Source organism: Streptomyces sp. ISL-43 (assembly GCF_018614195.1).
Taxonomy (GTDB): domain Bacteria; phylum Actinomycetota; class Actinomycetes; order Streptomycetales; family Streptomycetaceae; genus Streptomyces.
This window is the reverse complement of sequence record NZ_JAGGOT010000035.1, coordinates 129,537-153,706: the sequence shown is the minus strand read 5'-3', so window position 1 is coordinate 153,706 and position 24,170 is coordinate 129,537. Positions and strand designations below refer to the sequence as shown.

Below are 24,170 nucleotides of genomic sequence, written 5' to 3'. Positions count from 1 at the left end.
CCGCAGCCATGGGCGACAGCGTGCGCCTGCCCTCGGCGGAGCACTCCATCCGGAAATCCGGCGATCTTCAGAGGATCAAACGGAATTCCGGGAGGTGTGCGAGTGCCCAGTGACATGAGTGCCGCCGAACCGGACACCCGCGAGGTATGACACGCGACTCACAGGCACACCGTGGCGACGGACAGAAACGCCCGGACACCGGCGAGGATGACGGCGCGAGGGCCGGCGCGGCAGGCGGGCGCCGCCCTGGGAATGGGCAACAGCGCGCTGACGGTGTGGTCCATCGCGAAATGGCGTGACCCGCCGGCGCGCGATCGCCGGCCGGCTGCCCAAGGACGAGGAGCCCTATGCCGAGCCCCGCGACACACGTGCCTGGAGCGACGAGGAACGCCGCCGAATGGCGTGCCCCCTGACCGCTGGGCACCGGTGGGGCCGGCGATGCGGTGGGTTCACCCCGGCCAGGTGCCCGTCACCCGCCGGGTCGCGACAGCCCCGGACCGGTCGACGGCAGCCTTGACGACGGCGAAGATCGCGCCCTGGAGACCGGCGGCGATGAGGATCTCCTTCCAGGAGCGGTCCTCGTCGGTGGCGTCCGGAGCGTCGTCCTCCCCCTCGATCAACTTCCAGGCCTGCCTGAACGCCATCCCGGCGATCATGCCGCCGACGACGCCCAGAGCCAGTCCTACCGGCTTGTAAGCGATCTTGGAGGTCTTCACTTGTGCCTCCGCCCACGACGCACGGAAACTCGGTCGGCCTGCGCTGTAGTCACCACTTGGCCTCCTCTGTCCAGAACCGGTTCGGGGTCCTCTCCACGGCAAACCGACCCGTGCAGCGGATCCGCCTGAGCTCCGCCTGCCCCGCCCCCCGCGACTCATTCGCACGGCCGCCGGGTGGCGGGCACCCCGGCAGCTCCGGCCGGTCCTTCGTCCGTACGGCGGGGAGCCAGGCCGTGGGGGGTGTGGAGCCGGGCGGGAGACGGACGTGGAACCAGCGGGTTGACTGCAGGTTCGCCTCGTCGATGACAGACCGCCCGTCGGGCAACTGGCAGTCGACGGCGAGGACGTCTCCGTGCCACACCCGGGACGGCACGACGTTGTCCGCGGTGTACTCACGCAGGGGATCGATCGCCAGCCCCAGACTGCACTGCGGGTCCCGGTCGGCCCGCTCCTGGCACCCCCGTTCCGCGTTGAACACCCGGATCGTGCCGGCAACCGCCGCACCCGCGCGGCCGGGCGGTGCGGACGGGCTCGCCCGTACCGCGTCCGACCACAGGGTGGCGCCGGCGATCCCGCAGAGCGCGGTGGCGAGGACGGCGGCGCGGGCTCGGCGCCACAGCCGTCCTGCCCCCGTCTCGCCCGTCCCTCGTTCGGCGGCGATGCGCGCGAGCAGGCTCTCGGCGGTGTGCGGGGCGCGCGCCGTGTGGGTCGGGGCGAGGCAGTCGGCGGCCAGCGCGCGCCAGAACGGCGGCACGGCGTGGTCCATGCGCAGCGGCGCACGCCCCTCTCCGTACTCCTGGACGGCGGCGCCCCGCGCCATGGGTGTGGCGCCGGAGAACGGGGAGGCACCGGACGCGAACACCTCGTGGATGACGATGCCCAGGGCCCAGATGTCGGCACTCGGCCGGACCTGCACGCCCAGTTCCCCGAGGGGCGCCCGCCAGCGCTCGGGCGGGAGGTAGTCCAGGGTGCCCATGGGAGGCGCGTACCCGTGCGTCCCCGTCATTTCGGTGGCGAGGCCGAAGTCCGCGAGCTTCACGGAGCGGTCGGTGCCCAGCAGTACGTTCTCCGGCTTGAGATCGGCGTGGACCCAGCCCGACCGGTGGAGGTGGGCGAGTCCCTCGCAGATTCCCGCGATCAGCCGGGCGCGATCGGCCTCGGCCACCCCCGCGTCGAGGAGTTCGCGCAGGCTGCCCGCGGCCCGCTCCATGACCAGCACGATCGCGCCGTCCAGGGAGGGGCGGTCCGGTGCGGCGAGGACGAAGGAGTCCAGGAGGCCGATCAGCCGGGGATGCCCGGCCCTGCGCCCGAGTTCGACCTCGCGGCGGGCGGATTCCACGATCCTGCGTGTCTGGCGCGGCGCGTACCCGGCGGTCGGCATGATTTTGAGCGCGACGTCGGCGGGTCCCGCCGACCGGCCCGCAGGGGTCCCGCCGGTCCGGTCCGGGTGCCTGTCGGCCGGCCGTGCCGCGTAGACCGTGGACCAGCCACCGGCGCCGATCAAGTCGGTGACCGTCCAGTCCCGCACCCGGTAGCCGGGCGGGAGCAGGTCCCTGCGATCGCGTTCCGTGGTGTCGCGCAGGCCGTGCGGCGGCGTCATCGCGCGCTCTGCCGCTCCCGCCCGCCGGCCCCCGTCAGGGGCGGCAGCAGCGTGAGGTGCTCCTCCCGTACGAGCCCGAACCGCAGCGCGAGCCCGACGATCTCCTCCCGCTTCCCGTTGCGGCGGTCGCCCTTGCCGGGTTCGCGGAGGTCCGAGACGCCGATGCGCAGCTTCTCCTCGGCGAGGTAGTCGATGTGCGAGCTGATCGCACGCGCGGTCAGCGTGCCGCAGGTGACGTGCCCCCTGAGACGCTCGACGATCTGGGGAGTCGTGGGGACCGCCACGCGGGACTGGTCGCGCAGGCGCGGCTCGCAGAGTGCGACGAGGACGAGGAAGTAGGTGGCCGTCTCGTCCAGGGAGTACGCGGTGACCGTGAGGCGGCCCCAGGGGACGCCCATGGCCTCCGGGTCCAGATAGACGTGGTCGGGCGCGAACACCTGGAAGGAAACGGTGACGTCGCTGCGGGTGGGCAGCACCACGCGCGAGAACTCGAACGGGACGGGCGCCCCGATCCGTCGCGGCGGAACCCTCAGGTACTCCCCGGCTCCCTCCGGGTTCTCCACCAGGTAGCTGTGGGTGGTGCTGTGGTTCGTCAGCTGCCAATGGTCGTCGGTCACGCGGATCTCCCCGGCGAGCCGGGAAATCGCCGCGTCGGCGAGGCGAAGCTCGACGGGGATGGCCGCGGAGCCCCGTCCGAAGCGGGCGACTTCGCCCGGTCCGAGCCGTAGCGTCACCGCGTCACCGTACGGTTCGCCGCCGTCGGCGCCACTACATCCCTGCGGCAGATGGACGACTACGCCGCTCACCGCTCCCCCCTGTTCCACGCGTCGTATCGGTCCGACGAGTGGAACAATACTCATCTCTCAAGGGAGTTCATCGGCGTACTTCGGCCACTTCGGCCGGGACCGCCGGCCCGGGCGGGCTGCCCGCCCCGGCTGCCCCTGGAGGCTCCCGAAGCTCCTTCCCGGGAGGCTCGCCGGCCCTCCCCCGCCAGAGCGCCTCCCGCTGTGTCCCGGGTCACCTCGACTCTGCGGCAGCGGTGGCCATTTGGGGTTGTTTTCGACTCTCTGCCGAGCTGATCGGAGGAAGTTCTCACGCCGGGGCGTGGGGACACGGTGCACCGATATTCAAGGCCGCCGAGCGGGACCCGCCCTCCCGCCCTGGGCGCGGAAACCCCGTCCCGACCCGGCCAAGGTGGGGAACGTCACCGTTCTCGGGGCATCACAGCGCCGCCTAACCGCCCGTTTTCCCTTTTCACTTGGCGAGATCCGCACTCCGCGCTCAGAGAGCGGGACTGCCCGACACGACAGGTGCGACCGTGCGGTCGCCGAAGGCCGTCCACGGCCGCCACCCGCCGCTCGGCTGAGCCTGGACGCGGGTGCGCATCCGGCCTTCGGCGGTGACGGCGAAGACGTGCGTCCGCCCGGTGGAATCGAGCACGGCCGTGGGCGTGGCGGCGAGCCTGATGCCGGGCTCGCCGAACTCCCCGCCGGAATTCCAGCTTCCACCCGGGGCGATCTGCCAGCGGTGGCTGAGCCGGGCGCCACCGGGCGTCAGCGAGAACGCCTCGAGGCGGCCGTCGGCGTTGGCGACGAGCGCCGGGGCGGCGGCGCTCCAGCCGAACATCGGCAGCCAGGCGTCCCAGCCGCCGTTCGCCGCGGACTGCTGCCGGCTGAAGGTTCCCACGCTCGACGGTCCGATCGCGGCGACGGTGAGCCGGCCGCTACCGTCCCCGGCCACCCGAGGTACGGCGCCGGCCGCGGTGCCGAAGCGGTGCCATGCGGCGGTCCAAGCGCCGCCCGGGGCCTCCTGCCACCGGTGGTGGATCCCGGAGCCGCCGGGCGCGAGGGTGAACACCTCCAGCCGGCCGTCGGCGTTCGCCGCGACCACCGGTGGCGCGCCCGCGGCCCCGCCGAAGCCGGGCTCCCACGGGTCCCAGGCCAGGGATCCGGGTGACCACTGCCGTCGCCGGGCGACGGAGGCGCCGCCGGGGCTCAGGGCGAACACCTCCAGCCGGCCGTCGGCGTCGCGGGCGACGGAAGGGGCAGCGCCGGCCGGGCCGCCGAACTCCTCCCAGTCGTACCAGCCACCGTCCGGCCGCTGCACCCGGTGGTGCAGGTTGACACCCTCCGGGGCGAGCGAGAACACCTCGAGCCTGCCGCCGGCGTTGCGGCCGAGTGTGGGAACGGCACCGGCCGGCCCTCCGAAGGACTCCCACTGCGACCAGGTGTCGGTGTCCGGGTCGAGCTGGACGCGCCGCAACACCGAGCGGTCGGAGGCGTCGAGCGCGAACACCGTAAGGCGGCCGCCGACGTCGAGGCCGGCCACCGGGTTGTCCGCGCTCTGCCACGGCGATGGCGTGTCCCGCCAGTCAAGGGGCGCCACGTGCAGACCGTACCGAAACCAGCCCGCGGCGCTGGCGTACCACGTCTCCCCGTCGGCGAACACCTCTACGGCGTGACCGGGCACGTGGCCCGCGTAGCCGGAGACGTCGAAGTGGAACGGGTCCCGGGACGCCAGCACGTCCGTGCCCTCGTAGCCGCCCCTCGGCCCGATGAACAGGTAGTACCAGCCGTCCCGTTCGACGACGTACGGCGACTCGGTGACCGAGACGGTCGTGTCCGTGGTCGCGTCGGTGAACGCGACGCCCGGCTCGCTCCAGTGCACCAGATCGGCGGACCGTCTGCAGGCCACGACGTGGTGGCCGTCCGCGCTCGAGAGTTCCGTGTAGTACATGACCCACTCGCCGCCGACCCGCAGCACCATCGGGTCGCGCGCCGCGAGCCCGCGGAACAGTGGTCCGGACGGCTCGCGCGTCCAGGTGAACAGGTCCGACGACGTGGCGAGATTGATCGCGGCACCGCTCTCGCCGCCTGCGGCGTAGAACAACCAGAATCTGCCGCCCGCCGCGACGACGTGGGGCGCCCACAGGTGTTCCTCGCCGAAATAGGACGGGGCGACGGTGAGTGCGTCGGCGTGGGAGGTCCACGGCCCGTTCGGGCTCGGCGCGGAGGCGTGGGCGAAGGAGGTCTCCCCCGCGCTGTCCGGGGATTCGCCGCGCGGCGCACTGTCCCCGACGATGCTGAACAGGTGCCAGCGGCCCTGGGCCTTGATCAGCGTGTGGTCGTTGAGATAGCGCGGACCGGCGGAGGTGGACGGGTCGTAGACGTACGCGAAAGGTCCTGCGCCGACCCACCGATGGGGCGGCACGGCGTCGGCGGCCCTGGCCGCGGCCCGGCCGGCGCCCAGGAGCGGGAGCGCGCCCGCCCCGGCGGCACCCCGCAACAGGTTCCGTCTGCTGATCGGAAGCATGAGTCTCTCCAGGGAGGCCGCGTGGTCGGCCGTGCCCGTCCGGGCACGGCCGACCACGGGTCGTTTGTGGGGGCGGTCGGAGGGGGGTCAGTCGAGGGCAGGGCCGGCGGTGTTGTTGAGCCAGGTCCAGTCGGACCAGGTGGAGAAGCCGGTCTGCCATTTGTGGAAGGTGCCGGCGTGGCTCGTGCCGAAGATCTCCATCCGCCCGTCGGCGTTGGTGACCGCCGTGACTTCGGTGCCGCCGCCACCGAAGGCGGCCCAGTCGCCGTAGGGCGCGTTGACGGCGGTCTGCCAGGCGTGCATGGCCGTACTGCCGTTCATGGCGAAGACCTCGACCCGTCCGTCCGGCGTGTGCTCGCTGGAGAGTTGTGAGTTCGCGGGGCCGCCGGTCGGTTCCCAGTTCGACCAACTGGTCGGACTGGTCATGTATTTGTGGAACACGCCCTCCGGGCCGGAGGCGAAGACCTCCAGGCGGCCGTCGGCGTTGTGGTCGGCGGTGAGGTCGTGGCCGCCGCCGCCGAAGGTGTCCCATGGGGACCAGCCGCCGTTGGGGGCCGTCTGGTATTTGTGCTGGAAGGTGTCGCCGCCCAGGGCGAACACTTCCAGACGTCCGTCAGGCGACTTCTCCATCTCCACGCGACCGTTGGCGGGGCCACCTCCTGTGGGCTCCCAGTCCGACCACCCGCCGTTGGGGGCGACTTGGTACCTGTGGAAGAGCCCGGCCGGATTGGAGGCGTAGACCTCGATGCGACCGTCGGCGTTCACGCCGGCCGCGGTGTCGTGCCCGCCACCGCCGAAGGTCTCCCAGTTCGACCAGCCGCCGGAGGGAGAGAGCTGCCAGCGGTGTTGGAAGGTGTTGGCGCCCAGGGCGAACATCTCCAGACGGCCGTCGGCATTGGGTGCGATCGCCAGTTCGGCGTTGCCCGGCCCGCCCAGCGGTTCCCAGGCCGACCAGTTGCCGTTCACTTCCTGCTGCCAGGCGTGGTGCACACCATCGCTGCCGGCGGCGAACACCTCGAGGCGTCCGTCCGCCGACCGCGCCGACACCACCCGGCCCGACTCCGCCGGATACACCAACGGCTTGGGCCGCGGACCGCTGCCCGGAGTACAGGGCAGCACCACGCCGCGCTCCGCGAGGTAGGCCTCGGGGTCGATGCCGTACGAGGTGGACGTGTCCCCCCAGATCCGCAGATGGAGGTGGGAGCCGTCGACGTTGGTGCCCTCGGCTCCCATCAGGGCGATCTGCTGGCCGGCCACGACGTGGTCGCCGACGGAGACGTCCCGCCGGGACATGTGCCCGTACTCGGAGATCCTCCCGTCGGGGTGCAGGACGCGGATCCACTGGCCGTAGTCGCCGATGTACCCGGAGATGGTCACCTCGCCGTCGCCCACGGCATAGATCGGCGTCCCGACGTCGTTGGCGATGTCGACGCCGTTGTGGCCGCTGTGGAAGTGCTGGGACACGAAACCGGTGGTCGGGCAGGCCGCGGTGAGATCGGCGGTCCGGGCCGCGGCCGGATGCGTGGCCGCCAGCGCCGACAGGAGGATCGCTGCCACCGCGAGAACACGGTTCAGTGGGCGTCGGGATAATCCGGGAAGCACGAGACGCTCCTCCCCTTGTCGGTCTCGGGGTGAGTGGGATGGACGTGCGGTGTGAGGAGCGACGGTCACGCCTTGCGGAGCCGGTCGATGATGCCGTTGATGTCGTGTTCCATCAGGTCGTGGCGGATGAAGTGCCCGCCGGGCCGCTCGTGCCACTCGTGCGGGATGCCCGCGTTGCCGAGCAGGGAGCGGAACTCCCTCTGTCCTGCCAGCACTTGGGTCTCGTTCAGGGTGTCGAACCAGTTGATCGGATCGGGGCTGGTGCCGGCGACCAGGAAGACCCGCTTGTTGCGGTAGCTCTCGATCCGCTGCACCGGGTTGTCCGCGTTCACCCGGGCCTCGTCCCAGAACGGCGCCCCGTAGATCGTGCCGCCGTTCAGGTCCAGGGCCGCGGCGGAGGCGTTGGCCCAGTGGACCACGAGGCCGTTGTCCCGGCGCAGGCTGGCCGGACCGGAGTGGGCGCTCACCGAGGCGAAGTGGCCCCAGTACTTGGCGGCGTACTTCAGCGCTCCGAAGCCGCCCATCGAGAATCCGGACACGGCACGGCCTTCGTACTCCGCGTAGGTGCGGAAGTTCGCGTCGATCCACGGGATCAGCTGCGAGATGTGGAAGTGCTCCCAGTTCCGCGGGCCGACGTTGGAGCTCACGGGGTTGGAGTACCAGCCCGCGTGGCCGCCGTCGGGCATCACGATGATGATCGGCTTGCCCGCCGTCCAGTTGCGGACGCCCTCGCGGTCGAACGTGATGAAGTCCTGGTCCGTACCGCCCCCGTGGAAGAGGTAGAGCACGGGGTACCGACGTCCGCTCCAGTGGTAGTCGTAGGGGAGGAGCACGTTGACGGCGGGATTCCATCCGATCGCACTCGTCTGGAACCGGTAGTAGCGCATGCGGGCGTCGGCCTCGCCGCGCTCGAGGACGCGCAAGCCGAAGCCGTCATCGACGGCGGAGGCGGTCGACGCGGTGGCGAGGACTCCTGCCCCGCCCATCGCCATTGCGGCCGAGAAGCCTCCGGCGGTCTTGAGGATGCTCCTGCGGGTGGGGTGCTGCGCGCTCAATGTGTCCTCCTGCTCGCAAGCCTGACGATGCGTATGGGCGCAGCGGAAGAAGCCCCCCGTCGCGCCGCTCCATACCGTGCCGGCCCTCTGAACAGACCATGCGCACGGACGGTCTGGAAGGTAGCAACGGTGCGGCGGCCGGGAGACCCCGGAAGGTTACGGACTGACAGGAAGGAGCGCGTCGGCTAGGCCGTGTCCCGAGAGTGCGGGAGCTGCGGGAGCGTCATCGAGATTTCATCGGTCCTCCTTAGCATGGCCGCCTTCGGACAAAGGCCTGGACCACAGGGGAAGGACGGCTCGATGGCGCGGAGGAGATCAGGATCGAGGCTGCCGATGGTGGCCGTGGCCGCGGTGGCGGTCATGAGCACGATGGCGGCCACCGGCTCACAGGCTCCGGGACAGGCGCCGGACAAGCCGACGGTCCGCTACACCGAATACGGAATCCCGCACATCATCGCCTCGAACTGGGAGGGGCTGGGCACGGGCTACGGATACGCAGCGGCCAAGGACAACGTCTGCACCTTGGCCGACACCTATCTGATGGTCAACGCCCAGAGGTCCCGCTACCTGGGGCCCGATGGCAAGGCGAGCCCCGGCGAGCACCAGAACACCACCACCAATCTCAACAGCGACATGTACTTCCAGCGGATGAACGACGACCGGGTGGTGGAGCGGCTGATCGACCAGCCCGCCCCCGACGGGCCGGAGCCGGAGGTCAAAGAGGCCATTCGCGGCTACGTCCAGGGATACAACAGGTACCTGGCCGAGACGGGCGTGAACAACATCTCCGACCCGGCCTGCCGCGGTGCGGCCTGGGTGCGGCCGATCACCGAGTTGGACGTCTACCGGCACGCGCACGCCGAGATCATCATGGGCAGCGCCGACGTGCTGCTGAACGGTCAGGTGAACGCCGCGCCCATGGGGGCGTCTGCCGCCGCGCCGCCGGCGTCCTCGGCCACGGAGACCGCGACGAAGATCCGCGACGCGATGGCTGTCAGCCGTCAGCAGAGCATGGGCAGCAATGCTTTGGCGGTCGGTTCGCAGGGCGTGTCCGGGGGCACCAGCATGCTGCTGGCGAACCCGCACTTTCCCTGGCAGGGCAAGAACCGGATGTGGCAGAGCCAGCTGACGATCCCAGGGAAGATCAATGTCTCCGGGGCCAGCCTGCTCGGGTTCCCCGCGGTGAACATCGGGCACAACGACGACGTCGCCTGGAGCCACACCGTCGCCACGGTGGCTCCGTTCGGGCTTTTCGACGTGCAGGTGGATCCGCTGAACCCGACCAACTACCTGGTCGACGGCACCTGGCAGCCGATGACCTCGCAGCAGGTCGGTGTCGACGTGCTGAACGCGGACGGCTCCGTCGGCAGGGTCACCAGGACGCTGTGGTCCACCCGTTACGGCCCGATCACCACGCAGATACTGACCGTTCCGCTGCCCTGGGTGGTCAGCGCGCACGCGGTGCGCGATGTGAACATGCACAACCTGCGGGCGCTGAACACCTGGTTCCACCTCGACCAGGCCAAGGACGTCCACGACGTGGTGGACATCTTGGAGACCACGGAGGGCGTCCCCTTCTTCAACACCGTCGCCTCCGACCGCAAGGGCAACGCGCTGTACGCGGACATCCAGGCCACCCCGAACATCACCGACGAGCACGCGCAGTCGTGCCTCACCCTGACCGGCCAGCAGCTGTTCAACCAGACGCTACGGCTGCCGAACGTGCCGCCGGTCTCCATCTTCGACGGCAAGCGCAGCGAGTGCGACTGGCCCGACGACCCGAACGCGGTCGCGCCGGGACTGCTGGACCCGCGCAAGCAACCACGCCTGATCCGGAATGACTTCGTGGGCAACGCCAACGACAGCGCCTGGCTGGCCAACCCCGAGCAGCCGCTGTCCTTCCCCCGGGTGATGGGCGACACGGCGACGCCTCGATCGCTGCGCACCCAGGAGTTGATACTGACCGCGCGGAACCGGATCAACGGCACCGACGGCCTGCCGGGCCGGGGCTTCACACCGGAGAGCATGCGGCAGTTGCTGTTCGCCGACAACAGCCGGGCCGCCGACCTGGCCCTCAATGCCACGGTGGCGATGTGCCGGAGCGTCCCCTTCGGGCTCATCCTGGTGGACGGCCAGCTGGTCAACGTGAGCGAGGCGTGTCCGATCCTGGCCGCCTGGAAGGACCACAACTTCACGGCGGACAGCCGGGGTTCCTGGCTCTTCGAGAACTACTGGGCCTTCCTGCTCAACAACCAGTCGATCGAGAAGCTGCCGTGGCGAGTGCCCTTCGATCCCAAGGACCCGGTGCACACGCCCAATTCGCTGGACTCCGGAAGTTCCGCCGTCCGCGACGCGTTCGGCCGCGCGGTCATCGCGCTGCGCAACGCGGGCATTCCGCTGAACGCGCCGCTGTCGGACATCCAGAAGATCACGCGCAACGGTGAGCAGATCCCGATCCACGGCGCGATCAGCGAACTGGGCGTGCTGAACGTGATCACGCCCGGCTCGGTCGACGGGAAACTGGACATCACCTTCGGGTCCAGTTTCGTCCAGCAGGTGCGGTTCACCGCCGAGGGCCCGCCGCAGGCTTCCTCCGTACTGGCCTACTCCCAGTCGGCCAACCCGAATTCGCCGCACTACGCCGATCAGACCAGGTTGTTCTCTGCCGGCCAGTGGGTGACCGAACGGTTCACCGAGGAGCAGATCGCGGCCTCACCGGCATTGGAGGTCAAGGTCCTGGACTGAGACCGATCTCCCGATCGGTTTCGCGCCCACGCAACGACAAGGCTCACGAGGGAGCACGCTGTGACGAGGACTTCAATTCGATGGCGAATGGTGGTGGCCTTGATGGCCGCCGTGGTGGGAATGGCGGTGCCGGCAGGTTCTGCACAGGCCGCTGACGGCACCGCGCCGCCGAGGATGGCGGACGGGTTCGGCCTGACCCAGGTCGACACGGCCGTAGGCGGTCCCACCAACTTCCACATCACCGTGACCACACCCCAGGTCACGGGCAAGCACCACATCAAAATCATCCTGCCGAGCGGCTACTACGACGACCCGGCCAGGCGATACCCGGTGCTGTACTTCCTGCACGGTTCGCCCGACGACCCGATCCAGCAGAACTATCCGGCGCTGACCACCTCGAACGAGATGATCACCGTCATCCCGGACGGCGGCGCCCGGGGCTGGTATGCCAACTGGCTCAACCAGAGGACTCCGGCCGGGGCCCAGAACTGGGAGAACTTCCACCTCAAGCAGGTGATTCCCTTCATCGACGCGAACCTGCGGACCATCGCCACCAAGAAGGCCAGGGCCATCGCCGGTGTCTCGATGGGCGGGTTCGGGGCCCTCCACTACGCCCAGGACCGCCCCGACCTGTTCAGCCAGACCGCGTCTCTGTCGGGAGACATCGATCTGTCGGTCAGGTCCATGGACCTGCGGCTGGCCGTCGTCGCCTCCCTCGTCGCCTACGAGCCCAGCGTGGACAGTGACGCCGCGTTCGGCTCGCCCTACCCGGTGTTCAACGCCGACTGGAGGTGGAACGAGGTGGACCCGGCGCAGCACATGGACAAACTCGCCGGAGTCGGGGTCTCCATCTACGTGGGCAACGGACGTGGAGACGTCACCGACTTGGAGTTCTGGGTCGAAAGCGCGTCCAAGCACGTCAAGGACAGCATGGACGCCCTGGGCATGCCCTACTACTACGTCGACTACGGCGACGGTTCCGCCTGGGGCACGCAGTGCAACGGCGGCCACAACGCCGGCTGCTGGGAAGAGGACCTCCGGGACCTGATCCCCAGGCTGGAAAGGGCCTTCGCCTCCTGACCGCCCGGAACCGGGCCGCGCCGATCCGGGAGCGGTCCGGTCACGGGGTCCTGATGAGGCCGAGACCGGCTTCGTCCCCGCGCAGGATCATCTGACGCGTCTGCCGCAGCATCCGGCTCGGAGGGACTCCGAGGTCGTCGGCCAGACGGCGGCGGACGTGATCGAACACGGTCAATGCCTCGGCCTGTCGGCCGCCGCGGTACAGCGCGCGCATCAGCATCGCGGCCACCGGCTCGTGCAGGGGGTGGGCCGCGGACAGGGCGAACAGCTCGGCGACCGCTTCGGAGTGCCGGCCCAGCCGCAGCTGCCACTCCAGCTTCCGCTGCGCGATGGTGATCCTGCGCTCGGTGAGCCGCAGCCGCTCCAGCTCGGCGAGCGGCCCGGGCAGGCCGGCCAGAGGCTCCCCGCGAAACAGCTCCAGGGCCTGGGAGCACAGGCGGACCGCCTCGGCCGGTTCGCCCGCTCGCTCGGCCGTACCGACGTCGGCGACCAGCTCCTCCATGCGCGCCACGTCCACGTCGACCGCGCCGGGGACCAGCCGGTAGCCGCACCGGTCGTGCTCGATCACCGAGTCCGGGCGACTGTCCGCGACGCGCAGGGTCTTGCGCAGCCGGTAGACGTACACCGGCACCACATTCGTGACCGGCGGCTCCGTCCCCCATGCTCCGTCGAGCAGTTCCTGCCTGCTGACCGTCCGTCCCGCGCACAGCGCCAGCGCCGCGAGTACGGCTTGCTGACGCAGATGCCCCAGCTTCAGGGGCCGCCCGTCCTGCCGTGCCTGCAGCGGTCCGAGCAGGGATATCTGCACCTTGGGTCCGGCCGCTCGGCCGGCGGCGGTCCGCGGCACCGGGTCCACCGCCCGCGTGCGGGGGCCGCTGCCGGGGACGACCAAGCCGCAGTCGAAGGCGTGGACGATGGCGGCGGCCCGGTCGCGCAGCCCGAGTTTGACGAGGATCCGCGCGAGGTGTCCGGCGACGGCGTCCTCGGGCATGGCGAGGGCGGCGGCGATCTCGTCGTCCCGCAGGCCGCAACCGATCGCGTGGAGCACCTTGCGCTCCTGATGCCTGAGGTCGGTGGCGGTTGGTCCGCAGGTGGTGGCGGTCGTCGGCATCACTGCTCCCCTGGCTCCAGGCTGGCCGGTCTGGCCGACGCCGTCGACAAGGTAGTGGTGAGAGTGCCGGGCAAGGCATCCGGAACGATCCGGAGTGACACGCGCGATGGCCCCCGGTGGACCCCGTGTGCCGGCCCGCGCCACTGACGCTCCGACAGCACCGCGACGGGGCGGCGCGCCCATTCCATCGGTATTTCATCGGTGCGCCCTACTGTCGGCCGCCGCGGACCGGAGAGGTTCTGGTGACGACTTCCAGATCGTTGTTCCTCGCCGGCTGGTCCGACTGGGGCCGGGTCACGACAGAAGGGTAGACAGTGGCGATAAACAGCTTGTGCCGCATGTTCAGCAGAATGGCCTTCCTGGCCGGTATCTGGGCGTTGGTCGTCGGAATGACCGCCTCGGTCGCCTTCGCCGAACACGCGTCAGTTCCGGGACCGGGCGATGACCGGTACGGCGTCTCGCGGTATTTCAGTGGCCCACAGGGCTTCGCCATTCCGACCGTGCCGTGTGATCCGGCCGGCCCGTCGGCCACCGACGGCATCATGGCCGACCAGCTCAACCCGCAGTTGCACGCGAAGATGGCCGGCTACATGAACGCCTACAAGATGTCCTGCGCGCGGATGGTCACGCAGGCGGTGAAGGACCGGGGGCTCAACCAGAGGGCCGCAGCCATCGCCATCGCCACGGTCATCGTGGAGACCAGCATCAACAACTACTCCCAGGCCGTGGACTACACGAGTCTCGGGCTGTTCCAGCAGCAGGACTGGTGGGGTACCCGGGAAGAGCGTCTGAACCCGGCCCACGCCACCAACGCCTTCTTCGATCGGGTGGAAGAGCTGTATCCGGGCGGATCGTGGAACAACGAGGCGATCGGCGAGGTGTGCTGGCATGTCCAGCAGCCGAGGGAGGACCTGCGCGGCCTGTACGCGATCGAGGCGGACGACGCGGCGGTCATTGCCAACGCGCTGTGGTCCGGCATGAGCGGCGGCCCCAAGCACCCGTACGCCTCGGGCCGGGTGGCGTCCGGACGGTCTGCGGACGGGCGGCTGGAGGCCTTTGCCGCCGGCGCCGATGGTGTGTACCACTCGTGGCAGACCGCGGTGAACGGCGATTGGTCGCAGTGGCGGTTCGAGGGTGGACCGCGTAACGCGCAGCTGGCCGTAGCGCCCAACGCGGACGGCCGGCTGGAAGTGTTCGCGCTGTCGGGCAGCACCTTCGACCACATGTGGCAGACCGCGCCCGGTGCGGGTTGGTCCGCCTGGGAGAACTTCGGCGGCGGCGGATACCAACTGGCTGCGGGCAACAACGCCGACGGGCGCATCGAGGTGTTCGCTTCCAACGCCAACGGCGTGTTCCACCGCTGGCAGACGGCACCCAGCGGCAGTTGGGCCGGCTGGGAAGGCGCCGGCGGCGGCCCGGCCAATTCACGGCTCGCCATCGAAACCGCACCCGACGGTCGACTCGAGGTGTTCGCGCTCTCGGACTCGACCTTCGAGCACCTTTACCAGACCGGGGTCAACGGCGGTTGGTCCGCCTGGGAGAACTTCGGCGGCGGCGGACACGACCTGACCGCCGGCTACAACCAGGACGGCAGGCTCGAGGTGTTCGCCTCCAATGCCAACGGCGTGTTCCACCGCTGGCAGACCAGCCCGACCTCATGGTCGGACTGGGCGGGCATGGGCGGGATCTCCAACGCCGAGCTGACCCTCTCGCGGTCGGCCGACGGCCGGGTCGAGGTGTTCGCGATCAACGCCGACACCGCGAGCCACGCCTGGCAGACCCGCCCGAACGCGCCGTTCTCGGAGTGGGAGACCTTCGGTGGCGGTGGCGCCGAGATCGCCGCGAGCAACGACGCCGACGGCCGCATCGAAGTGTTCGCCACCAGCCACGCCGGTGTCTACCACAAGTGGCAGACCGGTTTCGCCACTTGGTCGGACTGGTCCTGGCTGAACGATTCCGGCCCCGCCATCAACTAGCCGCTCCGACGTGGATCCGTTCCTGGGATGAGGCCTCCGAAGAACGCCCGACCGTCGTCCCGCAGACCGCACCCGCGGTGGACGGGACGACGGCCGGGCGGTTGACCAGGTCCCGGACATCCGGGCGGCCGTACGTCCTGGGCCGTGCGGGTCTCCGCGATCCACGAACCCTCGCGGTCAGATGTACATGTTCCTCTCGTCGTACGAGGGCCCGTAGTAGCGCTCCAGCTGTTCCAGGGACTCGTGCGTGCGCTCCAGGCTCTTCGAGATCCTCGCCCTGGAGGGTCCGGCCTCGGGGTTCCAGGTCTCCGGCTTCCACAGGGCGGAGCGTACGAAGGCCCGGGAGCAGTGGAAGTAGACCTGTTCGACCTCCACGAGGAGCGCGAGCGTGGGGCGGTGACCCTTGACGGTCAGGTCGTCGAAGAAGGGCGCCTCGCGGAGCAGCCGGGCCCGGCCGTTGACGCGGAGGGAGTCGCCGCGGCCCGGGATCAGGAAGAGCAGACCGACGTGGGGGTTGGTGAGGACGTTGTGGTAGCTGTCCGCACGGCGGTTGCCGGGGCGGTCCGGGATCACGAGGGTGGTGTCGTCGAGGACCTTGGCGAAGCCGGCCGGGTCGCCCTTGGGCGAGACGTCACAGGTGCCGTTGGCCGCGGAGGTGGAGATCAAGCAGAGCGGGGACCGTGCGAGCCACTGTTTGTGGTGGTCGTGGAGGGTCCGCCGTTCCTTGCTGCGGGCCACGGGGGTGGGTTCGCCGAGCAGCTCGCGCAACTCCCCCTCGGTGGTGATCTCCTCGAACGCCTCTGATCTCATTGCCCACCCCGTCTGCTCGCGCGCGGCCGGACCGCCGCCCTCCCGCGACTATGCCACGGCCATCCGGCGCGGCACGGAGGCCCGGGGCGGCCGTGGTCTTCCTGGCCAACGCTCACCCTGCGGCGCCGCGAGAACCGCTATCCAGGATCCGGCGCGGATCCGCACCTCGACCTGCCGCGTGTCGAGGAGGGCCGAATCGGCGGCGCGCTCTCACCAGGGCAGCTCCCGCACCTGCTGTGCGCACAGCAGTACGAAGAGCAGCCCCGCCGCCGCCAGCATCACGTTGCTCAGCAGGCCATTGCGCCAATCGGGGGGCGTACGCGAGGAGTTGAGCAGCCATAGGAGCGTCAGCGCCAGGAACGGCATGAAGAAGGCGCCGATGACCCCGTACACGATGACGAGCCCGAAGGGCTGGTCCAGGAAGAGCAGGGTCATTGGCGGGAAGGTGAGCCAGAGCAGGTACGCCCGGAAGGGCAGCGACTTCTCACGGCTCGTCCCGACCGGGGTCAGGGACGGCCGGTACTTCGCCATGAAGTCGGCGAACATCAGACTCACCCCGTGCCAGACGCCGATCAGCGAGGTGAAGGACGTGGCGAAGAAGCCGATCAGGAAGAGCTTGGAGGTCACCGTGCCATAGCGGTCCTTCAGGATTCCGGTCAGATCGAGCAGGCCCTTGTCGCCCTTCGCGATCGCCAGCCCCGACGAGTGCAGCAGCTCGGCGCCGACGAAGAGCATGGCTACGACGAAGACGCCGGTGGTGATGTAGGCGACGCGGTTGTCGAGGCGCATGACCTTCATCCAACCCGCGTCCTTCCAGCCCTTGGCGTTGACCCAGTAGCCGTACGCGGCGAGCGTGATGGTACCGCCGACACCGCCGATCAGCCCGAGCGTGTAGATCAGCGAACCGTCCGGCAGCACGGGCACGAGGCCGGCGAAGGCGTCGCCGAGGTGGGGCGTGACCCGGATCGCGAGGTACACGGTCACCAGGAACATCGCGCCGACCATGACCGTCATGACCTTCTCGAAGACGGCGTACCGGTTGAACCAGACGAAGACCAGACCCACCAGGCCGCACAGGACGGCCCAGCCCTTGAGGTTCATCGTGTCCGGAAAGAGCGCGGCCAGCGGGAGGGCGCTGGAGGACATCGCGGCGGCGCCGTAGACGAAGCCCCAGACGATGACGTACCCCGCGAAGTAGACCGTGGTCCAGGACCCGAGGCTGCGCCAGCCGTCGAAGAGGGTGCGGCCGGTGGCGAGGTGCCATCGACCTGCGGCCTCGGCGAGCGAGATCTTGACCAGGCAGCCGATCACCGCCGCCCACAGCAGGGTGTAGCCGAACTTGCTGCCCGCGATGAGCGTGGCGACGAGGTCGCCGGCGCCGACACCGGTCGCGGCAACGACGATTCCCGGTCCGATGTGGCGCCAACTCGCCTTCCGCGGAGGCTGCTTCTCACTCTCTCCGGTCCCGACCTGAGCAGTATCCGCCATCCCCGTCACCTTCCCGTTCGCCCTGCGTGACCTGGATCACCGAAGCGGCTCCGCGGCCCTCGCGCAAGAGGGCCTGCGCCATCGCCGTACGCGGCGCCGCCCCGGGTGGCCCTGCGCGCTTGGGGTTCCGGTACCGGGCCACCGCCACCACCAGGGACGACGGCGCAACCAGAGCGCACGCCTCCACGACCGGCACACCCACCCGACCGCGAACGCGTGCGCCGCCCGAGACCACCCCGCGCGCACGTGCCCACGTCATGTCCACGCCGCCGGCCTTCGGCCACTCCCAGCCGAACCGCCACCCTTTCGCACACTGCACGCAAGAACGGAGTGAACTCTTTCGGTTTCGCTGGAGACTTCAGACTGCGACCGCGACCTGGGGTTAGGCCAGTGGGCCGAGTACTTCCTGGGACTCGATGAGTCCCTGTTCGCTCGGGGCCTTCCCGTCACCGAAGACTCGTACCGCCTGCCGTGCCCGGAACTCGGCGTGGGCGGCGGCGGGCTTCACGTAGCCGTGGCGGGTGCGAGCCTGCTCGGGAGTGAGGACCTCCTTGGTGCGGGGAGGAACGCCGAGCTTGATGGGCGCGACCACCTTGACCGTGGAGGGGGAGAGCATCCCCAACAGGAACAGTTCGACCCGGGGGCTGAGGTGGGCGAGCGCGAAGGCCGTCCGCATGACCGGCACGATGAGGACGTCCAGAAGGCGTGACTGCCGGATCTGCGCCATCTCCCGCATCCAGCGCGGCATGGTGGCGATGGTGGCGATCCGGTGCGTCCTCGCCACTACCATCCGCGCGGGCTTCATCCACCACGGGGTCGGCGGGAGGACGAGGTCGGTGTTCAGGAGGTGGTTCATGGCCTGGCGCGCGATCGGGCTGGCCGCCAACTGCGGGCGCATGCGCTCGAAGTACGCCCGGATTCCCGCGCGGTCGCGCGGGACGTCGTCGGGCGAGCACGTCTGCAGCTCCGCGGCGAGGGCGCAGGCCTCCCAGTACTCCTTCTCCTCCTCCTCGGTGAGCTTGCCCGGCCCGTACTTCTCGTACGCGTAGAGGATCGAGTGCCAGCCGGTGAGCTGTATCCATAGCTGCGAGGCGGGGTCGTTGGCGTCGTAGGTGCCTTCGCCGTAAGGGAGTTGACCGATGGCCTTCGAGTGTATCTTCACCAGGACGTCGGCGGCCTTGCACACCTGCTCCGAGCCGGCGAAGGCCACCATGGCGAAGTAGCGCAACGTGCGGTCGTAGCGGGTGCGCGTGCGCTCGTAGATGCCCTGGGTGCCGTGGACCGCGGCCACCAGTGGGGGATCGAGCTCCTCGACCACCACGGAGCGCTGGAAGCCCACCGTGGGCGCCGTCGGATAGCTCCACACCTTCCAGACCACCGATCCGGGACCGAAGAACCCGTAGTCCTCGTGCGGTTCGACCTCTTTGCCGTTCAATCGGGTCATCAGGCCGCTCCCTCGTGTCCGTGGCGGCGGGAGCATGCCGCTCCCCCAATAAGACAGTGCTGTCGTAAATTAAGACACGGCTGTCGTAAGATGCCAAGGTGCCGACACCGACGTCTCCCACCGACAGGCCGCGCAGACGGCGCCCCTACGCTCCGCGCGTGCCGATCACCGAACGGCGGGAGCAACTGCTCGACGCGGCCCTCGCCGTGATCGTCAGTGACGGCTACGGCCGGGTCTCCATCGACGCGATCGCCAAGCGGGCCCAGGTCGCACGCTCAGTGGTCTACGGCGCCTTCGACGACCTCGACGTGCTGCTGCTCACCCTGCTCGACCGCCAGCAGGAGCGCGCCTTCACCCGTCTGCTCGCGAGCGTGCCCGACACCGGCCGCGCCGCCGACCCGGTCGGCTTCGCCTGCGAGGCGGTGCACCGGATGGCCGCCATGCTGCGGGAGGACCCGGACACCTGGCGCCTGATCCTGCTGACTCCGGCGACCACTCCCCCGGCCGTCCATGCGCGCATCGAAGCGGACCGGGAGCGCTTCCGGCGCAGGGTCGCCTCGTGGATCGAGTCCGCGCCGGCCGTCGCGGAAGAGGCCGCACCGGACCCCGAGGTCCTCGCCCACGCCCTGGTCGTCTCCGCGGAACACTTCGCGCGCCTCGCCCTCACCTCCCCCGGCGCCATCGACGCCACCCGGCTCACCGGACAACTGCGGCTCCTGCTCGGTGGCATATGGCCTGCGACATCGCCCGGGCCGGCCAGTCAGTAGGTGCCGCGCCAGGTGGGCTGCCGCACGGCCGCCGGTCGCGATCACCAGGGTGACAAGCCGCCGACCCGCCTCACCAACCAGCGGGTGGCATCCGGGGTGCGCACACAGTTTGGGGGCTAAGTGTGGTGGTCTCCCACATAGCTGTCTGACCTGGGCCGCCGCTGCAACCGCTCCCCCGTCCGCCTCCACCGGTATCAGACGCATCGTCGCGACGCTGAATCCCCGTGTCCGTCCTCGCCAACCCGACTGTCGCTTACCGCGTCGGCAGCAGCCTGGACGCACTGAAGCGAGGAAACAGGAGCGGACGAGCGCCGAATCCCGTCGCGGCCTTCCGGGACGAGGAAGGATCGAGTGCGTCTACTGGTTCGAGGACGGTTCCTGGCACCGTGCGCCGTACCCCGACGACCTTGACGACGACGGGCTGGACTGCGGGATCGGCCATCTGACCTCGCGTGACCACGCGGTCGACGCGATCGCGGCACTGTTCGAGTTCGACGACGACTGCGAAGGCGCCTGGGAGGCCTGCGAGCGGCTCTTCGAGCACGCGGAGCGGGGCACGGTCACCGATGAGGTCGTACGCTCCTACCCCGATGAGATCCTTCGGATCCAGACCGAGTGCGGACTGCTCTGGGGCGAGGCCTCGATCGCCCGCTCGGAGACGGACCTTGCAGCGATGACCGCCCTGCTGCGCCGGAGGTGACGCCGAGGTCAGGTCGGGGGAGGTCAGCGGCACCCATTGGGACAGCTCCCGTCCCGCGGATCCCCGCCGTCGACGCCGAAGACGTACAAGCAGTCGTGGCACATCCGCACGAAGTGGTCGTTGCAGCCGTTGAAGCAGTCGAGATCCTCGCAGGCGGGCCTGCCCGTGCAGACGTAGAGCTCGTCAGCGCGGCCGAGCTCGTCCCTGGTCCAGGACAGAGGAGTCTCGCAGGCTGGGCAGGCCTGCGGGCAGTCCCAGTTGTGCCCGCTCACGCCGTCGCACGGTGGAGGCGGGGCGAGGGCCGCAAGGAGACGGGCGTGGTCGACTGCCTTGGCTGCGCGGTAGTAGCTGTCGCCGGTCGCAGCCATGTACTGGCGGATGGCCGTCTTGCGGGAGTGGTCGGCAGGCATGAAGGGCTCCGGGCGCGAGTTGAGGACTCAAGCGCGGCGCGGAGCACCTTGAACGAAGCGGCGCAGCCGCTCTCGCGGGCCGGCGCGGCGGCCCGGATACAGCGGGAGCGTAGCAGCACCACCCCGTTTCGCCTCCGGGCGCACCCGAAGGGCCCTCCCGGCTTCGCGACCAACGACAACGGGAGGGCCGTTTGCCGATCAAGACATGGTCACCGTGCCTTCGGCACCTGGGAGATCAGCCCACCTGCACCCATCACATCGCCACGCTCATCCGGAACGGCATACTCCGGCCCTCGCCGTCACCATCCGGAGCGACCATCACCAGGGCGGGCCTTCGCCGGCCCGCCTGCCGCTCCTTGGCCTCGTTCCGCGCTGCGCCCGGCTCCTTGAGCCGGGCGCAGCGCCCTGTCGGATTCAGCGGAGAGTGATGACCGACTTGCCGGGTTCACCTTCCCGGCGGCCCCCGTCGGCGCGCGCTGCGACGACGGGGGGTCCGCTCGTACTCACGACACCGCGGGAAGGTGCTGGGTGATGCAGTGGACGCCGCCACCACCCCAGGCCAGGGTGCGGGCCGGGATGCCGACGATCTCCCGGCCCGGGAAGAGCTCGGCGTACCGGCACAGCGCGGCGGCGTCGTCCGGCTCCTGCGCCGTGGGAACGACGACGCTGCCGCTGGTCAGGTAGTAGTTCGTGTAGCTGAACGTGTCCACGAGCGCGCCGTACACCTGGAAGTGGGGCTGCTGGTGGAGCTCCTCGATCCGGAAGGGCCGTCCGCAGGCGTCGGTGGCGGCCAGGAGCACGGACCGGTTGGCCTCCATGCGCGTGTGGTTGGGGCTGGAGGTGTCGGGCTGGGTGTGGAGCAGGACGCGCGCGGGGCCGAGGTAGGAGGCGACGAGGTCGACGTGTCCGTTGGTGATGAGGTCGTTGTCCAGTCCGTACGGCAGCCAGATCACCTTGCTCGCCCCGTACGCGGCGAGCAGCGCGGCTTCGATCTGGGCGCGGGTCATCCCGGGGTTGCGGTTCGGGTTGAGTAGGCATTCCTCGGTGGTGATGAGGGTGCCCTGGCCGTCGGTGATGACGGAGCCGCCCTCCAGGACGAGGTCCACCGGCCGGCGCGGTACGGAGAGGTAGTTGCAGACGCCGACGGGCAGGAGGTCGTCCTTGTCGTACGGGTACTTGTTGCCCCAGCCGTTGAAGCGGAAGTCCAGACCGGTGCGCTGGGTGCGGGCCGCGTTCAGGGCGAAGATCGGTCCGGTGTCCCTGGTCCAGCAGTCGTTGACCGGGTACTCGACGACGGTGACGGAGGGCCCGCACTGGCGACGGGCGTCGGCGGTCGTGCCGGGTTCGGCGAACATCAGGACGGTCTCGAAGCGCGCGATGCTCTTGGCGACGGCGGCCACCTCGGCCTGCACCTGGGGGAGCAGCCCGCCCCACCCGTTCGTGCGGTCCCAGGGCCAGGCCATGACGCAGCCGGAGTGGCTCTCCCACTCGGCGGGGACGATCGGCGTGCCGGTGGACGGCAGCGCCGCGGCCGGCCCGGCGCCGCGGGAGGTGAGCAATACGGTCGCGGCGGCGGTCAGTGCGGTCGCACAGAACATCCGGCGGGTGGTGCGGGGCTGGTCCATGGCGGTGTGTCCCTCCGGGGAGTTGGAGCGGATGGGGGGCGGGGCGGCGCCGACGGCTCGGCGCCGCCCTCGTATCAGGGGCGTTCGGCGGCGACTTCCAGCCCCTCGGGCAGCGGCGACGCGGAGGCCGCCGCGCCGTCGCGCAGCCGGTCGTGCGGGCGGCGTGCGGCCAGGTAGACCAGGCCCGTGCCCAGCACCACGCCGGTTCCGAGCAGGGCGGCCCACACCTGGTACCAGGGGGCGTCCGGGGGCGCCAGGATCGTGCGCGGCCAGCAGACGTTCACCACTTCGAAGGCCGTCCAGGCCACGGCGAGGACGTTGAGGACGGTGCCCTTGGCGCCCTGCCGGATGTGGCCGGAGGGCACCCAGGTCCCGCGCAGCCGGGCGATGAGCGCGGCGAGGGAGACGAGGAAGAAGGGCAGGTACGTGGCTGCGGTGCCGAAGGAGATGAGGCTGCCGATGGCGGTGGCATTGAGCCCGAGGGCGAGTGCGCTCCCGCTGATGAGGGTGGATGCGACGAGGCCGCCGATGGGGGCCTTGCGCGCGTTGACCTTGCGTACGTGCCGGGAGAACGGGAAGACGCCGTCACGGGCGAGCGAGAACAGGCCGCGGGCCGCCCCGCCCTGGGAGGCCATAGCGCAGGCCAGGAACCCGATCAGGACCACCACCACGAACGGCTTGTCCGACCAGCCGCCGAAGGCGTGCACCACGGCCGTCGTGACGGGGTCGATGTCCTGACCGGCCACCACCGCCTCCGGATGCGGGTGCGCCAGCGCGACGGCCATCGCGTTGAGGATGACGACGGCGCCGACGCTCAGCAGCGACCACCACATGGCGCGCGGAACCTGACGGCCGGCGTCCTTGGTCTCCTCCGCGGTCGATACGCAGGCGTCGAAGCCGATGAACGCCCATCCGGCGACGGCGACGGCCGCGAGGAACCCGGCGACGGTGGAACCACCGGACAGCGCCTCGGCGCCCAGCGTCTCGGTGAACAGCGGGAAGCCGTGCTCACGGAAGAACAGCAGCAGGATCAGGCCGACCAGTACGGAGGCGACCGCTTCCGCCGCGATCCCGAGCGAGACGAACCAGCGCAGGATGGTGATCCCGTACGCGTTGACCATCATGCACACGAGCAGGATCGCAACGGCCACCGCGACCAGCCCACCGGGCGTCGGCACGGCCCCGAAGAGCGCGTACACCCAGGGCGCCGCGAGGTACGCCACCGTGGTGTTGCCGAACATGACGGCGAACTGCCAGACCCAGCCGCCCAGCCAGCCGAACGCCGGGCCGAGCAGGCGTCTGCCCCACTGGTACGGGCCGCCCGCCAGCGGCCACTGCGAAGTCAGCTCCGCGTAGACGTTGACTACCAGGCACTGGCCGACGAGCACCAGCGGCAGCGCCCACACCCACATCGGGCCCGCCACCGTGGTTCCCACCATGGAGACGGCGTACAGGGCCACGACGGGGGACACCACCGCGAACCCCATCGATATGTTCCCGATGATGCCCAGGCTGCGCCGCAGCTCCTGGCGGTAGCCGAGCGCGTGCAGCCGCGCGGCATCCGAATCGGGGTTCGACGTGTCGTTCATGATCACCTCACCGGGCGCGGGCAGCCGTTGGCGGCGCCGGCGCGCTAAATCTAACCGCGTTAGGAAAACGAGGTGGCGTGAATGTAGCGGTGCTCCCCACGGCTTGTGAAGCGTTCCCGGCAGGTAATCTGCAACCCGAC

Annotated in this window: 17 protein-coding genes and 1 pseudogene; 5 read left to right on the top strand and 13 right to left on the bottom strand. The window is 70.1% G+C overall.

Annotated features, from left to right (window positions below):
• Window positions 1-295 precede the first annotated feature (295 nt).
• Window positions 296-517 (top strand): annotated as a pseudogene (locus J7F03_RS41140) (YihY/virulence factor BrkB family protein); the annotation flags it as partial.
• Here the strand turns inward: J7F03_RS41140 and J7F03_RS21575 are convergent.
• The 6 genes from J7F03_RS21575 to J7F03_RS21550 all read right to left on the bottom strand — a co-directional run bounded on the left by J7F03_RS21575 (window position 450) and on the right by J7F03_RS21550 (window position 8,285).
• Window positions 450-716: a DUF4235 domain-containing protein gene (locus J7F03_RS21575; protein ID WP_214951828.1), complete on the bottom strand. Its 267-nt coding sequence runs from the start codon at window positions 714-716 to the stop codon at window positions 450-452. The pseudogene J7F03_RS41140 and the gene J7F03_RS21575 sit on opposite strands and share 68 nt — an antisense overlap.
• 49 nt (window positions 717-765) lie before the next feature.
• Window positions 766-2,316, bottom strand: a complete 1,551-nt coding sequence (locus J7F03_RS21570; RefSeq protein WP_214951826.1) for a serine/threonine-protein kinase — start codon at window positions 2,314-2,316, stop codon at window positions 766-768.
• Window positions 2,313-3,122, bottom strand: a complete 810-nt coding sequence (locus tag J7F03_RS21565) for a serine/threonine protein kinase (protein WP_214951824.1) — start codon at window positions 3,120-3,122, stop codon at window positions 2,313-2,315. The genes J7F03_RS21570 and J7F03_RS21565 overlap by 4 nt, the downstream gene beginning before the upstream one ends.
• A gap of 475 nt (window positions 3,123-3,597) precedes the next feature.
• Window positions 3,598-5,628, bottom strand: coding sequence for a family 43 glycosylhydrolase (locus J7F03_RS21560; protein ID WP_214951822.1), 2,031 nt, complete (start codon window positions 5,626-5,628; stop codon window positions 3,598-3,600).
• A gap of 87 nt (window positions 5,629-5,715) precedes the next feature.
• Window positions 5,716-7,230, bottom strand: a complete 1,515-nt coding sequence (locus tag J7F03_RS21555) for a peptidoglycan DD-metalloendopeptidase family protein (protein WP_214951820.1) — start codon at window positions 7,228-7,230, stop codon at window positions 5,716-5,718.
• Between the two features lie 65 nt (window positions 7,231-7,295).
• Window positions 7,296-8,285, bottom strand: a complete 990-nt coding sequence (locus J7F03_RS21550; protein WP_214951818.1) for an alpha/beta hydrolase family protein — start codon at window positions 8,283-8,285, stop codon at window positions 7,296-7,298.
• A gap of 300 nt (window positions 8,286-8,585) precedes the next feature.
• Here J7F03_RS21550 and J7F03_RS21545 point away from each other — a divergent pair, with 300 nt between their 5' ends.
• Together J7F03_RS21545 and J7F03_RS21540 are read left to right on the top strand one after the other, a co-directional pair.
• On the top strand, window positions 8,586-11,030 hold the full coding sequence (locus tag J7F03_RS21545) for a penicillin acylase family protein (protein ID WP_214951816.1): 2,445 nt from the start codon (window positions 8,586-8,588) through the stop codon (window positions 11,028-11,030).
• A 60-nt stretch (window positions 11,031-11,090) separates the two neighbouring features.
• Window positions 11,091-12,110, top strand: a complete 1,020-nt coding sequence (locus J7F03_RS21540; protein WP_374104373.1) for an alpha/beta hydrolase — start codon at window positions 11,091-11,093, stop codon at window positions 12,108-12,110.
• 40 nt (window positions 12,111-12,150) lie between these two features.
• Here the strand turns inward: J7F03_RS21540 and J7F03_RS21535 are convergent, their stop codons facing one another.
• Window positions 12,151-13,221 (bottom strand): BTAD domain-containing putative transcriptional regulator, encoded by a 1,071-nt coding sequence (locus J7F03_RS21535; RefSeq protein WP_214951811.1) that lies wholly within the window; start codon window positions 13,219-13,221, stop codon window positions 12,151-12,153.
• Window positions 13,222-13,559: 338 nt separating this feature from the next.
• Between J7F03_RS21535 and J7F03_RS21530 the strand changes: the two genes are divergently transcribed.
• Window positions 13,560-15,197: a peptidase M23 gene (locus J7F03_RS21530; protein WP_251072240.1), complete on the top strand. Its 1,638-nt coding sequence runs from the start codon at window positions 13,560-13,562 to the stop codon at window positions 15,195-15,197.
• 177 nt (window positions 15,198-15,374) lie between these two features.
• On the opposite strand, the gene J7F03_RS21525 is transcribed toward J7F03_RS21530, so the two are convergent.
• The 3 genes from J7F03_RS21525 to J7F03_RS21515 form a co-directional block, all read right to left on the bottom strand.
• Window positions 15,375-16,007, bottom strand: coding sequence for a pyridoxamine 5'-phosphate oxidase family protein (locus J7F03_RS21525; RefSeq protein WP_214951808.1), 633 nt, complete (start codon window positions 16,005-16,007; stop codon window positions 15,375-15,377).
• Window positions 16,008-16,217: 210 nt separating this feature from the next.
• Entirely contained in the window at window positions 16,218-17,495 is a 1,278-nt protein-coding gene (locus tag J7F03_RS21520; RefSeq protein ID WP_214951806.1) for an Nramp family divalent metal transporter, read from the bottom strand.
• A gap of 382 nt (window positions 17,496-17,877) precedes the next feature.
• Window positions 17,878-18,939: an oxygenase MpaB family protein gene (locus J7F03_RS21515; RefSeq protein WP_214951804.1), complete on the bottom strand. Its 1,062-nt coding sequence runs from the start codon at window positions 18,937-18,939 to the stop codon at window positions 17,878-17,880.
• Window positions 18,940-19,097: 158 nt separating this feature from the next.
• Here J7F03_RS21515 and J7F03_RS21510 point away from each other — a divergent pair, with 158 nt between their 5' ends.
• Window positions 19,098-19,706 (top strand): TetR/AcrR family transcriptional regulator, encoded by a 609-nt coding sequence (locus J7F03_RS21510; protein ID WP_214951802.1) that lies wholly within the window; start codon window positions 19,098-19,100, stop codon window positions 19,704-19,706.
• 723 nt (window positions 19,707-20,429) lie between these two features.
• Here the strand turns inward: J7F03_RS21510 and J7F03_RS21505 are convergent.
• The 3 genes from J7F03_RS21505 to J7F03_RS21495 all read right to left on the bottom strand — a co-directional run bounded on the left by J7F03_RS21505 (window position 20,430) and on the right by J7F03_RS21495 (window position 24,030).
• Window positions 20,430-20,816, bottom strand: a complete 387-nt coding sequence (locus J7F03_RS21505) for a hypothetical protein (RefSeq protein ID WP_214951800.1) — start codon at window positions 20,814-20,816, stop codon at window positions 20,430-20,432.
• 503 nt (window positions 20,817-21,319) lie between these two features.
• The gene (locus J7F03_RS21500) at window positions 21,320-22,441 is read right to left on the bottom strand and encodes an agmatine deiminase family protein (RefSeq protein WP_214951798.1); all 1,122 of its coding nucleotides are present in this window, start codon (window positions 22,439-22,441) and stop codon (window positions 21,320-21,322) included.
• A gap of 74 nt (window positions 22,442-22,515) precedes the next feature.
• The gene (locus J7F03_RS21495; RefSeq protein ID WP_214951796.1) at window positions 22,516-24,030 is read right to left on the bottom strand and encodes an APC family permease; all 1,515 of its coding nucleotides are present in this window, start codon (window positions 24,028-24,030) and stop codon (window positions 22,516-22,518) included.
• Between the last annotated feature and the right edge of the window lie 140 nt (window positions 24,031-24,170).